This is a genomic window from Shewanella sp. SM95, assembly GCF_025653595.1.
GTDB lineage: Bacteria > Pseudomonadota > Gammaproteobacteria > Enterobacterales > Shewanellaceae > Shewanella > Shewanella oncorhynchi.
On sequence record NZ_JAKKSE010000017.1, the window covers coordinates 51,187 to 65,844 of the forward strand.

At 44.2% G+C, this 14,658-nt stretch carries 11 protein-coding genes; 8 read left to right on the forward strand and 3 right to left on the reverse strand.

What is annotated here, in order from left to right:
- Positions 1-124: 124 nt before the first annotated feature.
- The 3 genes from L5M29_RS17015 to L5M29_RS17025 are packed head-to-tail and all read right to left on the reverse strand — an operon-like array spanning position 125 to position 4,002.
- A complete protein-coding gene (locus tag L5M29_RS17015) occupies positions 125-2,764 on the reverse strand; it encodes a PqiB family protein (protein ID WP_263168973.1) in 2,640 nt (879 codons plus the stop codon).
- Positions 2,751-3,368 carry a paraquat-inducible protein A gene (locus L5M29_RS17020; RefSeq protein ID WP_105252657.1) on the reverse strand — a complete coding sequence of 206 codons (618 nt, stop codon included), beginning with the start codon at positions 3,366-3,368 and terminating at the stop codon, positions 2,751-2,753. Before L5M29_RS17020 ends, L5M29_RS17015 begins: the two co-directional genes overlap by 14 nt.
- 1 nt (position 3,369) lies before the next feature.
- Positions 3,370-4,002, reverse strand: a complete 633-nt coding sequence (locus L5M29_RS17025; protein WP_173496834.1) for a paraquat-inducible protein A — start codon at positions 4,000-4,002, stop codon at positions 3,370-3,372.
- Positions 4,003-4,208: 206 nt separating this feature from the next.
- Between L5M29_RS17025 and L5M29_RS17030 the strand changes: the two genes are divergently transcribed.
- The 8 genes from L5M29_RS17030 to L5M29_RS17065 all read left to right on the forward strand — a co-directional run bounded on the left by L5M29_RS17030 (position 4,209) and on the right by L5M29_RS17065 (position 14,620).
- Positions 4,209-4,508, forward strand: a complete 300-nt coding sequence (locus L5M29_RS17030) for a YebG family protein (RefSeq protein ID WP_105252655.1) — start codon at positions 4,209-4,211, stop codon at positions 4,506-4,508.
- 17 nt (positions 4,509-4,525) lie between these two features.
- Positions 4,526-4,984, forward strand: coding sequence for a GAF domain-containing protein (locus L5M29_RS17035; RefSeq protein ID WP_028759760.1), 459 nt, complete (start codon positions 4,526-4,528; stop codon positions 4,982-4,984).
- Positions 4,985-5,264: 280 nt separating this feature from the next.
- Entirely contained in the window at positions 5,265-5,894 is a 630-nt protein-coding gene (gene proQ / locus L5M29_RS17040) for an RNA chaperone ProQ (protein WP_028759761.1), read from the forward strand.
- 28 nt (positions 5,895-5,922) lie between these two features.
- The gene (gene prc, locus L5M29_RS17045; RefSeq protein ID WP_173244557.1) at positions 5,923-7,968 is read left to right on the forward strand and encodes a carboxy terminal-processing peptidase; all 2,046 of its coding nucleotides are present in this window, start codon (positions 5,923-5,925) and stop codon (positions 7,966-7,968) included.
- Positions 7,969-8,052: 84 nt separating this feature from the next.
- On the forward strand, positions 8,053-10,602 hold the full coding sequence (gene pepN / locus L5M29_RS17050) for an aminopeptidase N (protein WP_263168975.1): 2,550 nt from the start codon (positions 8,053-8,055) through the stop codon (positions 10,600-10,602).
- Between the two features lie 43 nt (positions 10,603-10,645).
- A complete protein-coding gene (locus L5M29_RS17055) occupies positions 10,646-10,861 on the forward strand; it encodes a DUF2835 domain-containing protein (protein WP_028759764.1) in 216 nt (71 codons plus the stop codon).
- A gap of 338 nt (positions 10,862-11,199) precedes the next feature.
- Entirely contained in the window at positions 11,200-13,242 is a 2,043-nt protein-coding gene (locus tag L5M29_RS17060) for a DUF1302 domain-containing protein (protein WP_105252651.1), read from the forward strand.
- Positions 13,243-13,255: 13 nt separating this feature from the next.
- Positions 13,256-14,620 (forward strand): DUF1329 domain-containing protein, encoded by a 1,365-nt coding sequence (locus tag L5M29_RS17065; RefSeq protein WP_198572303.1) that lies wholly within the window; start codon positions 13,256-13,258, stop codon positions 14,618-14,620.
- Positions 14,621-14,658 lie beyond the last annotated feature (38 nt).

Genomic DNA, 14,658 nt, shown 5'->3' on the forward strand with positions numbered 1-14,658 from the left:
AGCTACCTAGAATGTCTCAATAACATTGCGAGAAGCTAAAAATAAATCAGGCGCATTATGCGCCTGATTTATTTGTAAGAGCTTTAATATTAGTGCGTTGGTGTAAGTATTTTGATGAAAAGAATTACTGGGCTGGTGCCCATTGCTGCCATTCGTTTTCGGCTTTGTGTTGCAATCTTAATACTGTGCCAGTCGCTAAACGATTATCCTCTTGAGTCGTGTCCTTAGTCGCCACATTGATGCCGCCAGCGAGTAAGGTTTCCAGCGAGCCCGCTTCGATTTGGGCACCAGAGAAGAGGCCTACATCGACTTTAATCCCTGAGGCATCCCAGAACTGACTGCTTTGATTCACTAAGTGACTGTACTGAGCCTCGATATGGGCCTGCATCAATACACTATTCCCCTGTGTCGATAGGCTATAACCGTCGATTTGACCGACTTTAATCCCTCGGAAGAAGATAGGTGTGCCGACTTTCATTGAGCCTAGGCTAGTATCTTCTAGAATGAATTTCAGCGCATCTTCGGCAACATTGGCATAGCTGCTGGCAGCGAGGTTGGCAACAAACTGGGTCGCTTTTTGACTGCCCTTACCCGGTAAGACTCCTATGTAAGGACCTGTGATCAGCGTTTCTGGCGCTTTGATCCCCGCCAGAGAAATTTGTGCATCCACTAAATGATATTCACAGTCACTGCGGCTGAAATGTTCGGCATATTCCCCGTAGAGATATGCGCTAGCTGTGAGTGTATTGAGATCCGCATTGAGCTTCACCTGCGACACTTCACCCACTTGATGACCTTGATAGCGAATCGCGGCCTTGGCCGTAAGCTTGCTGGAGGCGGGTAACGTGAGGCGAATCGCCTGCGCCTGACTTAATGCCAACTGCTTGCTCTCATAGAGTTTTAACGGGGTTGTATTGCTCACTTTGTCATTGCTATCAAGCAGTCCCAGACTGATGCTGCCCTTTAATGCCCCTTGTAGCGGGGCAACGGCGACATCAATACCGGCAAGACTGGCACTGATATCCACGGCGCTGTTACGCCAGAATACTTTTGGCTTTTTCAGCAAGGGTTGAAACTGTTTGTCGATAGCGAGCTTGATAGCAAAGTCTTCGGTTTTGCTTTGCCAGTTCACTGAGTCAACTGTGCCAATTTGCATTTTTTTATAATAAATCGGTGAGCCTTGGCTGACATCGGCGCCATCTTGACTGATTAACGTTAAATGCACTTGCTGCTGACGATCATAAAAAGCTGTCGCGGCATCCACAGAGCTAAAGAGGGTCAGAGCACTGTTAGCAGCTAAAGGTGTGTTGCTGTGACCTTGGATCAAGCTAACTGCACCTTGAGTGAGCGTTGTAAAATCCCTTGCTTTGACTGAGACCCCGTCTAACGATGCGTTTACCGTTAATGCTGACTCAGGCACAAAATAGCTGTCGCTGCGTATTAGACTGGCAAACTCAGGTTGTAGCTCGAGTTGGTATTCCACCGCCGATAAATCTTTGGTTAACTTAACCGCAAGCACTGAACCAATGGGGATTTGCTTGAAGCGAACTTGAGCGCCCGCTGAAATGCCCATGTTTTCGGCTGAGGTTAAGGTCAAGAAACGCTTCTTCGATTGCAGTAAATCAGGTGCCTTTGATTGTAAGGCAAAGCTGCTTGGTACCGCGCTTTTGGTGTTGATGCCTGGCAGGAAGTTGATCACGCTACCTGTCAGTAAGCGTTCTGGATTCTTAATGCCTGAGAGGGAAATATCAGCACCTTCAAGCCAAAACACGCCGTCGTTAGTTAACAGTGAACCGTATTGAGGTTCAAACTTAGCCACGGCTGTAACACCATTGGACGTGAGTTGTTTACTTAAAATACTGCCAATGCTCATGCCGCGATAAACGATACGAGTGCCTTTGTCGACACCGTTAGCGTCAGCCATGGTTAGGTTTATTTCTATGCCGCCAAGGGCAGTGGTTTCTGAATCATAAAGCGAAAAAACGTCACCGTTTTTAGCTATGTCTGCTTTATCGTCAGAGCTGAAACTCACGCCGCCAGCCAGAATGGATGCCAAACTCTCTGAACTGACTTTAACTCCAGTTAGTGAAGCATCAATTTTGACGCCAGAAACATTCCAAAAGTGAGAATTTTTCTTCACTAATCGCGCGTATTGCTCTTGAATGAAAGCGCTGATAATGACTCTTTGATTGCCATCTAAACGATAGCTGACCACGCTACCCACTGGGATTTGGCGGAAAAATATTGGCGAGCCAACATCGAGCGAACCGAGTTTATCGGAGGTCAATTCGACCATCACACCTTCTGAGCCGATTTGCATCGGCGGCGGTTGGCGTTCTGCCTCGAAGAAGGTTGATGCATTGCCTTTACCGGGTTGAATAGCAATGTAGTTACCGGAAAACAGCGCATCTAAGCCTTCAACACCTGTAATACTTGCTTTAGGTGTGACAAGCCAGAAGAGGGTTTCTTTATTCAAGAAAGGCTTAGCGCGGTAGTCCATCATGACCTTGACGTTCACGCCTTTGAGATCGTCATCTATGCCAATGTCTTTCACTTTACCGACAGTCAAACCTTGGTATTTGACTAAGGTTTTACCCACATCAATCCCTGTGGCGCTCGGAAAGTGAATTTGAATTTCAACCCCCGATTCTTTAATGCTCTTAATGCCCAGCCAAGCACCTAATGCCAACGCGACAATAGGAAGCAGCCAAATGGGCGAAAAGAGTTTTTTCTTTACAACTTTCGGCGATTCAATTTGTGTCATCTTGAGGTTCCAATCGATCCCAGAGTAAACGAGTGTCTAAAACTTTTGCGGCTAACTGAGTTAACAGAATAACCAAGGCAAATGCGGTAGCCGCAGGCGCGGGTTTCGCGTCGAGTAATTGTCCCATGTTCACTAATGCAACTGTGATTGAGATGACAAATAAATCGAGCATTGACCAGCGGCCAATCCATTCGATGATGTGAAAACCCACCATCAATTTCTTTTTTGAAATCGGAATGTCAAAGCTGATCGCACACAGATAAATGGATAAGCCGATGATTTTAATCCATGGTACTAAAATACTGGCGGTAAACACTATGATGGCAATAGGCAGCATATCTGAATGCACTAAATGCAAAATGCCTGAAAAAATGGTGTCGTGCCGCACTTGCCCTTGATTGGTCAGCATAGTGATAGGGTAAATGTTGGCTGGCACCAGTAAGATGGCAGCGGTAATCAACAAAGCCCAACTTTTTTGCAGGCTGGAATAGTCTCTGACGTGCAACTCAGTTTCACAGCGCTGACAGTGCGTGAGTTCACTGCTGTTGAGTTGGCGACACACTTTACAGAGACATAGGCCGATATCTTTACCTTGTTGTTTCATATCAGCTATGACCTTCCAATAACGTCCACATATGTTCTAAATCGTATTCTCTTTGTAGAAACAAGGTCACGAGAAACAGCATAGTGAAGCAAAATGTGCCCATACCAAAATAAATGTCCGAAAAATCAGATAGCTGAAATGATGAAACTAAGAAGCTGATCACATAAATTTCCAGCATAGTGAGCTGCGATAAGATACCATGAAATTTTAATAACTGCTTCAATGAGTTACGCCAAAAAAGGCTACTCAATCCCCATTTCACAATTAAAATCTGTGTCAATATCGATAACAGTAATAAGCCAGGGCCTATCACCGCGGCGGCAAGTACGGCGACACCTACAACCCAATAGCCTTGGTCAAATACTGCAAATGCCCCTTGGAAAACCGTGGTAGTACGAATACTGCCGAAAAAGTGGATCTCGAGTACGGGTAAAAAATTGGCTGGGAAATAAAACACTAATGCAGAAATACATAGGGCTAACATACCATTCACAGAGCAGTATGGCGTGTCATAAAGTGCAGTGCTGCAACGAGGACAGAGTGCTCTAACGCCGCTAGGCAAGGCACGTTTGCGGACTGCTAAATCGCAGGAACGGCATAGGGTTACTGAGTTTTCTGCTGCGTTTTCATGCATATAAAAATATATATTAGCCTAATAGGAGTAATAACAGCGAGATCGGTGCAAAGTGTCGTGCTAGTTAGCTGTTAAGCCACGTCTAGCGCTTTATAATCTTGGCAACGAAAGTACGCTAATAATATCAGATTAATCAGAACACTTGCATCACAAGTTCAATCTATGTCACTCTAGTTACTGTATATAAAAACAGTGCGAGGGCAGTCATGGCAGTAATAACACAGTTTGTCGTGGTCAGAGAAGGGGTTGAAAAGATGACATTCACATCTAAGAAGGAGGCTGATGCCTACGATAAGATGCTCGATATCGCCGATAACCTTATCCCCTTCATTCAAAAAGCTGATTTGGGTATAGATGAAAGTGTGGGCGAAAAGCTCGCATTCTATTTTGCTAACAATAAAGATGAGCTGACGAACTTGCTTAAAGGCGCCGTTCAGGTTAATAGTACGCCAACGAATCCGCCTGCAGCGAAAAAAGCGGCTAAAAAGACCGAAGCAGCAGAATAAAATTGTTAGGAAATGTAATGAAATCGAAATTTTATGAGTCACTTAACCGTCAAGCCTTGGCCTTGTTGGAAGGGGAAGACGACCTTGTTGCGGCTATGGCGAATTTTTCAGCCTTGCTCAATGATAATTTAACTGAGCTGAACTGGGTGGGATTCTACGTCATGCGTGGCGAACAACTAGTATTAGGCCCGTTTCAAGGTAAAGTGGCTTGTACACGCATTCCGTTAGGAAAAGGTGTGTGTGGTACAGCAGCATTCACTAATCAAACTCAGCGAGTGGCCGATGTCCATCAATTTGATGGTCATATTGCCTGTGATTCTGCCAGTAATTCTGAAATCGTTGTGCCAGTTCGTGCGCAAGGTAACGTGGTTGCCGTGCTCGATATTGACAGTCCTATCTTCGATCGTTTCGATGAAGAAGACCAAAAGGGGCTGGAATTACTGGTTAAAAGTTTTGAAAACTGCCTATTTGATTAATTTGCGTACAATAACGCATAATTCATAGTCGCAATCGGTGGCGTGCGCCTTATAATATGCGCCTGCACGCATTAAGCTGGTTTGATTGGCATGCAATGAATAAGCTTAGTGTTTTGAGCTGACAAAATTTGTTAAGGTATATTTTTTAACTTTAGTAAACGCGGCTAGGATGCTAATTTGTACGTTGACTCAATATTGAGTTTAACGAAGATAAACGACATGTAAGAAGCTGATATATATCACCTCGAATCGATGTCCCTTTTTGACTGTGGAAGTAATGATGGAATCAACAGAAAAGTTGACCGACACCAATGCAATTTTGGCGTATTTGTATGAAACATTTCCTTTGTGCTTTATTGCTGAAGGTGAAACTAAGCCATTAAAAATCGGATTGTTTCAAGATTTGGCTGAAAGGTTGGCTGATGATTCTAAAGTCAGTAAAACTCAGCTCAGAGTTGCCTTGAGACGTTACACCAGCAGCTGGCGCTATTTAAAGTGCGTTAAAGCGGGCGCACAACGCGTAAACCTGGATGGCGAACCTTGCGGCGAGTTAGAGCAAGAGCACATTGATCATGCTCAAGCCATGTTGAAAGAGAGTCAGGATAAGGCCAAAGCGAAACGTGCAGCACTTGCACCTAAGCCTGCGGCGAAGAAAGCACCTAAAAAGGTGGCTGTTCCTCAGCGTCCTAAAACTGAGCGTCCTGCTAAGCCTGCACCAAAAGCTGCAGCGCCAGTCGTCAATTATGTTCAAGCACAATTGACTGATTTAACGAAAAAACAACGCGTCAATGTTAAATTAGGTATGACACCCGTAGCCGGTGTGATTACTGACATTAACAAGGAAGATATTCATGTTCAGCTTGATAGTGGCCTAACGATTAAAGTTAGAGCAGAACATATCCTGCTGTAATCATTTATTAAAACGGAGTAACTTGTTGATGCGAAAACTCACTTTGGCTACCTCGATCGCCACTGTTTTTGTCGGATTCTCGGCTTGGGCCGTACCACCCACGATTCAAATCAGCGAGTTACCCACTCTCAAGCAGGAAGCGCAACATAAGGTTGCGAGCAAAAGGGTAACGGACTTATACACTCGTTCGCACTATCATAGATTCAATCTTGATGACGCCTTTTCTGCGCAAATTTTTGATCGTTATCTACAGCAGTTGGACTATCGCCGCAATGTGTTAACCCAAGCGGATGTCGATAGTTTTAAACCTTATGCAACCCAATTCGATGACATGCTTAGTTCTGGTGAACTTGAGCCTGCCTATAAAATGTTTGATATCGTCCAAAAGCGCCGCTATGAAGGCTTTGTCTATGCTTTATCTCTATTAGATAAAGAGATGGATTTTTCTGCGCCCGGTGATGCCTATGAGTACGACCGCGATGAGGCCGCATGGCCAAAAGACCAGACAGAAATTAATGAGTTATGGCGTCAACGTGTTAAATACGATGCACTAAATCTTAAACTCACAGGTAAGCAATGGCCTGAGATTGTTGATATCCTCCAAAAGCGTTACAACAACGCTATTAAACGGTTGATTCAAACTAACAGTGAAGACGTGTTTCAAGGCGTGATGAATGCCTTCTCTCGTAGCATTGAGCCACATACAAGTTACCTTTCACCACGCAATGCTGAACGTTTCCAAATGGAAATGAACTTGAGCCTTGAAGGCATTGGTGCTCAACTGCAACTCGAAGACGATTACACTGTCATTAAAAGTTTAATTACTGGCGGCCCTGCTGCGGGCAGTGAAAAACTGTCACCGGAAGACAAGATTGTCGGTGTCGGTCAAGAAGGCGGCGAGATTGTTGATGTGATTGGTTGGCGTTTAGATGACGTAGTTGATCTGATCAAAGGGCCTAAGGGCAGTAAAGTTGTACTGCAAATTTTACCGAAGAAAGGCGGTTCGAATGCTAAGCCATTCGACGTTACCTTAGTTCGCGACAAAATTCGTCTTGAAGACAGAGCTGCAACCTCTAAGGTGATTGAACCTAAAGACGGCGAGTATGCTAATCGCAAAGTCGGCGTGATCCAAATTCCTGGTTTTTATATGAATTTGTCGCAGGACGTTGAAAAAGAGCTAGTGAAGTTAAACGACGCCAAAGTAGAAGGCATAGTCATCGACCTTAGAGGTAACGGTGGGGGGGCATTAACGGAAGCCGTGCTGCTGACGGGACTCTTTATCGATATGGGCCCTGTAGTGCAAATTCGTGATGCCGATGGACGAGTGTCTGCGCATCGTGATAACGACGGTAAAACCAGTTATGCAGGACCATTGACTGTGATGGTTGACCGTTACAGTGCTTCAGCCTCTGAAATTTTTGCTGCCGCATTGCAAGATTATGACCGTGCACTGATTGTCGGTGAGTCGAGTTTTGGGAAAGGCACAGTACAGCAGCATAAGAGCCTAGGCCGTATCTACGACATGTATGAGAAGCCAATTGGCCATGTGCAGTATACGATTCAAAAGTTCTACCGTATTAATGGTGGTAGTACACAGATTAAAGGTGTGACCCCCAACATTGCTTACCCAAGTGCGTTGGAGCCGGGCGAGTACGGTGAAGCTGAAGAGAAAAATGCTTTACCTTGGGATAAAGTGCCAATGGCGCAATATGGTACGCTTAATGATGTTACGCCTGAGTTAGTGACTAGCCTTGAATCTAAGCACCTTAACCGTATAAAAAATAGCGTAGAGTTTGCCTATATCAATCAAGATATTGCCGACTTTAAAAAGCATCACAAAGAGAAAACTGTGTCTCTGGTTGAAAGTGAGCGTATTGCTTCCCGTGAAGCCGATGAGAAAAAAGTCCTCGACAGAACAAACGAGCGTCGAGTCGCCAATGGTTTAGCACCGGTTAAATCAATGGAAGACATTAAAGACGACGCTGAATTGCCAGATGCATTTTTAGACGAAACCGCTTATATCACCTTAGATATGGCTGATGTGCAAAAAATGGCTAAAACTAGTGCTAAGTAGGCGCTAGTCGAGTCGATTTATCCGATATCAAAACGCGCTTATGGCGCGTTTTTTCTTATTTAGATCAGCGTTAAAGGGATCGAAATGACACAAGCTCAAGCAAAATACTTAAAAGATTATCAAGCGCCACTTTTTACGATAGAGACTATCGATTTAGCGTTTAATTTGGCAGGCAATGAAACCCAAGTGCAGGCGATCAGTCGTATAAAACGCACTTCAAAACATGCACAAGCCTTAGTGTTGGATGGCGAAGATTTGACCATTGTTTCACTGACAGTTAATGGTGATGCTGTGCCTTACCATGTTAGTGCAGGTCAATTAGTTCTAGAAACTGAGCTTGATGAGTTTGAGCTTAACATTATCACTAAGCTCGATCCTGAAGCTAATTCGAGCCTTGAAGGGCTCTATATGTCCGATGGTGCCTACTGCACGCAATGCGAGGCAGAGGGCTTTCGACGTATCACTTATTTCCTTGATCGCCCTGATGTATTAGCTAAATACACAGTTCGTATCGAAGCCGATAGCGCCGCATTCCCGTTTTTACTGAGTAACGGTAATTTGATTGATCAAGGTGAGTTAGATGGTGGACGCCATTATGTTTGCTGGCAAGATCCATTTCCAAAACCAGCGTATTTATTTGCCTTAGTCGCTGGCGATTTTGATCTATTGCAAGATGAGTTCATTACTCGCAGTCGCCGTAAAGTGATCCTGCAAGTGTTCGTTGATAAAGGTAATTTACATAAAGCACACCATGCGATGGCATCACTTAAGAAATCCATGGCATGGGATGAGAGCCGTTTTGATCTTGAGTATGATTTAGATATTTACATGATAGTGGCCGTCGACTTTTTCAATATGGGTGCGATGGAAAACAAAGGGTTAAATATCTTTAACACTAAATATGTGCTCGCAGATACCTTAACGGCCACCGACGAGGATTATCACGGCATTGAATCGGTTGTAGGCCATGAGTATTTCCATAATTGGACAGGAAACCGCGTAACGTGCCGCGATTGGTTCCAGTTAAGTTTGAAAGAAGGCTTAACGGTTTTTCGCGATCAAGAATTTAGCTCAGATTTAGGCTCTCGTGCTGTGAATCGAATTCACGCAATTAAAGTGATCAAAAATCAGCAATTTGCAGAAGATTCTGGCCCTATGTCCCATCCTATTCGTCCAGAATCCGTCATTGAGATGAATAATTTCTACACTGTGACTGTGTATAACAAGGGCGCTGAAGTCATTCGCATGATGCACACTTTGCTCGGCGAAGAAAAGTTTCAGGCGGGAATGAAACTGTATTTTAAACGCCACGACGGCCAAGCTGTCACCTGTGATGATTTTGTGGCGGCAATGGAAGATGCCAGCGGAGTGGATTTAACCCAATTCCGTTTATGGTATAGCCAAGCCGGTACGCCGATTGTGACTGCGATGGACAGTTTTGATGCGCAAACGGGCGTTTATCAATTGACCCTTAAACAAAGTCTAGCGAACTGTGCATCACCGCTGCATATTCCGTTTAGCTTAGAGCTCTTAGATGCGAAGGGCCATTCTTTAGTGAATGAAATCCTCAATTTTACTCAAACTGAACAAGTGTTTAGCTTTGATGGACTCACTCATAAACCCGTCGCTTCGTTATTGCAAAACTTCTCCGCGCCCGTCAAATTACAATATCGATTCAATGTGGATCAACTCGTCCACTTGATGCGTTTTGCTAGCAGCGAAGTGGCGCGTTGGGAAGCCTCTGTGACCTTAGTGAGCCAAGCTATTTGGCAAAATGTGGCGAGTTTACAACAGCAACAAGCTATGGCTCTCGATCCCCGTGTGCGCGATAGTTTTAAAGGTGTGTTGTTAGACACTCAGCTTGATCCGGCATTGATCGCCGAAATATTAGCGATACCTACGGCTTCGGCTTTGATTGAGCAAACAGAGAATGTTGATCTAGATGCGTTAGCTTTAGCACGTGAATTTGTACTAATAGAGCTCGCTTCACATAGTGAAGATGAATTGATTGCGCTATATCGTTCTTTAGTCGCAGTAGAGAGTACGCAGGCAAGAGCCCTTAAAAATCAGTGTTTAACTTGGTTAGCTCGGGTGTCGGATGAGGCTGAGGGGTTAGTGATTTCTCAGTTCGATAACGCCAGTAATATGACGGATTCTCTTGGTGCGTTGACGGCAGCCAATGTTGGGAATTTACCTTGTCGTGATGAACTGATGACGACATTTGAGCTACGTTGGCAGGATACACCATTGGTGATGGATAAATGGTTTATGTTGCAAGCGACCCGTGATGCAGATGATGTGATTGAGTGTTTGCGTCAGTTGCAGCAACACAAGTGCTTTAGTATGAGCAATCCAAACCGAGTGCGTGCTTTAGTGGGCAGTTTTGCTGCCGGTAATATTTATCAATTCCACCATAGAGACGGTAAGGGTTATGCTTTCTTAACCGAATGCTTAATGACCCTTAATAAGCTCAATCCGCAGGTTGCGGCCCGTATGGTGACGCCATTGATCCAGTATCATAAATTCGACTTAGGCCGCCAAACCTTGATAAAAGCCTGTTTAGGACAACTTTTGGCTTTGCCTGACTTATCTAAGGATATGTACGAAAAAGTCTCTAAAGCATTGGCAAAATAGCAGTTTGTAGGAGGAGGGCAGCAGTCTGTGCTGCCCTGATATTATGGAACTGTATTTCAAACTATCGATCAGCTATCGAGATTTCTTACCTTATTATCAAGGGCTTGCCGATAAAGTCGAGGTTCGTGAAACTCAAGGGCGGATTTTGTGGATTAATGGCCGTCATTTTAGGCGTTTTTTAACCGAAAATGGCATTCAAGGCTATTTCAAATTGGTTTTAGATGACAAGGGACAATTTGTTTCATTAAATCGAGTTTAGTCTTAATTTGTTTATCTTTACTTAGAGCAATTACTTTAAACGGTCGGCTGATTACTAAGCTCGCTTTGTGATATTTTATTTTTAAATATGTTAATGAATTATATGATTTTTTAATGTGTTTTTATGTTTCATTCCTATTCTGCTTTTCGCTAATTTAAATCTCTCCTTTTTAGTTATCGGTACAAATGTACCTACATGCTTAATTCTTTAGAAAATTTTCTCTAACTGCGCCTTGCTCAAGGGGATTAATTGCTGTAACAATGATGTTACCTGTGAGCTAACAAGATGTTGGTTGTAATTCCTAAAACAAAGAATCCAGCAGGGTACGGAGAGCTAAAATGAAAATTGTTAAAAATAGTTTTAACAAATCGGCGCTTGCTTTGGGGGTGGCGTCGGCATTGAGTTTGTTAATGATCCCAAGCGTTAATGCAGTATCTTTTAATTGGGGAGAGGTTGAGGGCACATTTGACTCAACTTGGACTGCTGGTGCGAGCTGGCGTGTAGGGGAGCGCGATTGGGAAGGTCAAATTGGTAAGGTTAATCAACCCCAATTCGATTGGTCTAATTACAGCGCATTTGGCAATACTAAATACACTTCTGCTGAGATTTGGGCCCAGCCCGGATCGTATTCCAGTAACAATGACTTAAGTAATTTACTTTATTCTCAAGGCGATACTACATCCGAAATCGTTAAAGGTTTGCATGAATTGTCATTGAAATACAAAAACTACGGTTTATTCGCTCGTGGTATGTATTTCTATGATCGTAAACTCAATGACGGTAATTATGATTTTAATGATCCGATAACGGGCAAAGAGTTTGACCCTTGTGAAGATAACCGTGCTTCAGAAGTTCAATGTAAAGATATTCGCCTACTCGATGCGTTTGTGTATGGCAATTTTGATCTTAACGATGGCGCTAATCCATTATCTATTCGTGTAGGTAATCAAGTGGTGTCATGGGGTGAAAGTACACTGATTGCCCATGGGATCAGTGAAATCAACGCCGTTGACTTGAACATACTTAATGCGCCAGGTGCTGAACTAAAAGAAGCGTTCAGACCTCAAGGTATGGTATGGGCTTCCCTTGGTTTGACGGATTCATTAACGGTAGAAGCATTCTATCAATATGATTGGCAACCTATTTGGGTACCAACACCGGGTTCTATTTTTGCGACTAACGATTTTGCGGGTTTCGGTGGTTACGCTCAAAACGCTCAGCTTGGGTTTAATGCTAACCCTGACATCAATTTAGACTTTGTGATGCAAGAATACGAGCGTTTAGCGGGCATGATTGCCAGCGGCCAATCTATTCCGACACAGCAATTGGTTTCTATGGCCTTAGCTTACCCAACAAAAGTGACGCTAGTGCAGGATGAGGCAGAGCCAAGCAATGATGGCCAATATGGTATTAAGCTGGGTTATTACGCGCCTTCACTGGGTGAAACCGAATTTGGTTTTTATTTCATGAATTATCATAGCCGTCGTCCTCTTATAAGTGGTACTGCCGCCGATTTTAGCACGGGTGCACTTTTGTCTGATCTGGCGACCATAGGTCAAAACTCGGGTAACATTGATCGTGAATTGCTGCTCAATTTGAAGAGTTTCTCTAAGGCGCAAATCGTTTATCCAGAAGATATCAAGCTTTACGGTTTCAGTTTCAATACCTTGGTTGGTGATACCTCTGTCGCGGCTGAAATTGCCCATCGTCAGGATGAACCACTGCAAATCGATGACGTAGAATTATTGTTTGCCGGTATGCCACAGCAGTTAGCTAACGCTGGTCTTCGTCCAGATCTCGATGGTATTTCGCAGATTAAAGATGTTAAACCGGGTGAAACCGTGGATGGCTTTATCCGTCTTGATACCACTCAGGCGCAGATGACTTTCACCCATTTATTTGGTCCAACCTTAGGTTTAGATAACTTGACCATGTTGGCCGAAGTGGGTGGCGTGTGGATCCATGATATGCCAGGTTTTGATGAGCTACGTCTCAATGGTCCTGGTACGTCACGTTCTGGCGGCAACCCAGATATGCCCGGCATCATTCAAGCCTTGCACAATGGTCCTGAAACTAACCCGTTCCCAACCGATTTTGCTTGGGGATACCGTTTAGTTGGAAAGGCGGATTTCAACAACGTATTTGCTGGGGTCAATATGTCTCCACGGGTGATTTTCTCCCATGACGTTGATGGTATTACACCTGATCCTATGTTCCTGTTCACTGAAGGACGTAAGTCTGTCGCGCTAGGCGTTAACTTCGACTATCAAAACCGTTGGGGTGCAGATATCTCCTATAACAATTTCTTTGGCGGTGTCGGTACGACGAATGCGATGGCAGATCGTGATTATGTTTCATTCAATATCAAGTATTCGATCTAAAAGGACTCAAACAATGAAGAAACTGACGATATTGGCGAGTGCAGTCATGCTGGCGTTCGCAGCGCCAGTCGCTATGGCTAAGATATCAGAAGCTGATGCGGCAAAACTTGGCAATGAACTTACCCCTTTAGGTGCTGAAAAAGCAGGTAATGCTGATGGTTCTATTCCTGCGTGGGATGGTGGTATCACTAAGCCTGTGGCGGGTTATACCAAAGGGATGCATCATCCAGATCCTTTCCCTGAGGATAAGATTGAATTTACTATTACCAATGCTAACAAAGCGCAATATAAAGATTTTTTAACGCCGGGTCAGATGAAGCTGTTCGAACTTTATCCTGATACCTACAAGATGAATGTGTATAAGACTCGCCGTAGCGCCTCTGTACCACAGTTCGTTTACGATGCGACTAAAGTTAACGCGACTCGTGCTGAACTGATTGCACAGGGCAATGGTATTTCTGGCGCGGCTATTGGTATTCCATTCCCGATCCCTGCAAATGGTTTAGAAGCAATTTGGAACCACATTTTGCGTTTTCGTGGTATCGATATCGAAACTTCCCGTAGCCAAGCTGCACCGACAGCCGATGGTAGCTATAGCTTAGTGGAAACGGCTGAGGAAATTCGCTTCGAATATTCTCGTCCAGAAATTACCTTAGATCAGCTTAAAGCCAGCAATACGCTGTTCTACTTTAAGCAAGTGGTGACTCAGCCTGCACGTTTAGCAGGTACAGCCTTATTGGTTAAAGAAACCATGGATCAAGAGGCGCTTCCCCGCCAAGCTTGGACCTATAACACAGGTCAACGTCGAGTACGTAAAGCGCCGAACGTGGCTTTTGATACACCGGGTACAGTGTCAGATGGTCTGCGTACGACAGATGATTTCGATATGTTTAACGGCTCTCCAGTGCGTTACAACTGGGAACTGGTTGGCAAAAAAGAAATTTATATCCCGTACAACGATTACAAACTGCATTCAGATAAGCTTAAATATGACCAAATATTGAAACCTGGTCATGTGAATCCTGAATACGTTCGTTGGGAAAAACACCGCGTATGGCAAGTGAGGGCGACGCTGAAAGACGGTATGCGCCACATTTATAAAGTGCGCGATATGTACCTTGATGAAGATTCATGGCAAGTGTCAATCGCCGATCTCTACGACAACCGTGATCAGTTGTATCGTGTGGCTGTTGCACATGGCTTGAATTACTACGAAGTGCCAGCACAGTGGGATACTTTAGAAGTCTTCCATGATTTGCAATCCCGTCGTTATCTCGCCATGGGCTTAGACAACCAAAGTGGCATGTATAACTTCGATGCCAAACTTACTGAAGCTAACTTTACCCCCGATGCATTGCGTCGTGAAGGTATCCGTTAATAGGCCACGTACAAAGGGGCGCTTAGCGCCCCTCATTA

Excerpts from the sequence above, each read along its gene's own strand:
- L5M29_RS17015 (WP_263168973.1), bottom strand. The coding sequence starts at position 2,764 with ATGACACAAATTGAATCGCCGAAAGTTGTAAAGAAAAAACTCTTTTCG.
- L5M29_RS17020 (WP_105252657.1), bottom strand. The coding sequence starts at position 3,368 with ATGAAACAACAAGGTAAAGATATCGGCCTATGTCTCTGTAAAGTGTGT.
- L5M29_RS17025 (WP_173496834.1), bottom strand. The coding sequence starts at position 4,002 with ATGCATGAAAACGCAGCAGAAAACTCAGTAACCCTATGCCGTTCCTGC.
- L5M29_RS17030 (WP_105252655.1), top strand. The coding sequence starts at position 4,209 with ATGGCAGTAATAACACAGTTTGTCGTGGTCAGAGAAGGGGTTGAAAAG.
- L5M29_RS17035 (WP_028759760.1), top strand. The coding sequence starts at position 4,526 with ATGAAATCGAAATTTTATGAGTCACTTAACCGTCAAGCCTTGGCCTTG.
- proQ (WP_028759761.1), top strand. The coding sequence starts at position 5,265 with ATGGAATCAACAGAAAAGTTGACCGACACCAATGCAATTTTGGCGTAT.
- prc (WP_173244557.1), top strand. The coding sequence starts at position 5,923 with ATGCGAAAACTCACTTTGGCTACCTCGATCGCCACTGTTTTTGTCGGA.
- pepN (WP_263168975.1), top strand. The coding sequence starts at position 8,053 with ATGACACAAGCTCAAGCAAAATACTTAAAAGATTATCAAGCGCCACTT.
- L5M29_RS17055 (WP_028759764.1), top strand. The coding sequence starts at position 10,646 with ATGGAACTGTATTTCAAACTATCGATCAGCTATCGAGATTTCTTACCT.
- L5M29_RS17060 (WP_105252651.1), top strand. The coding sequence starts at position 11,200 with ATGAAAATTGTTAAAAATAGTTTTAACAAATCGGCGCTTGCTTTGGGG.
- L5M29_RS17065 (WP_198572303.1), top strand. The coding sequence starts at position 13,256 with ATGAAGAAACTGACGATATTGGCGAGTGCAGTCATGCTGGCGTTCGCA.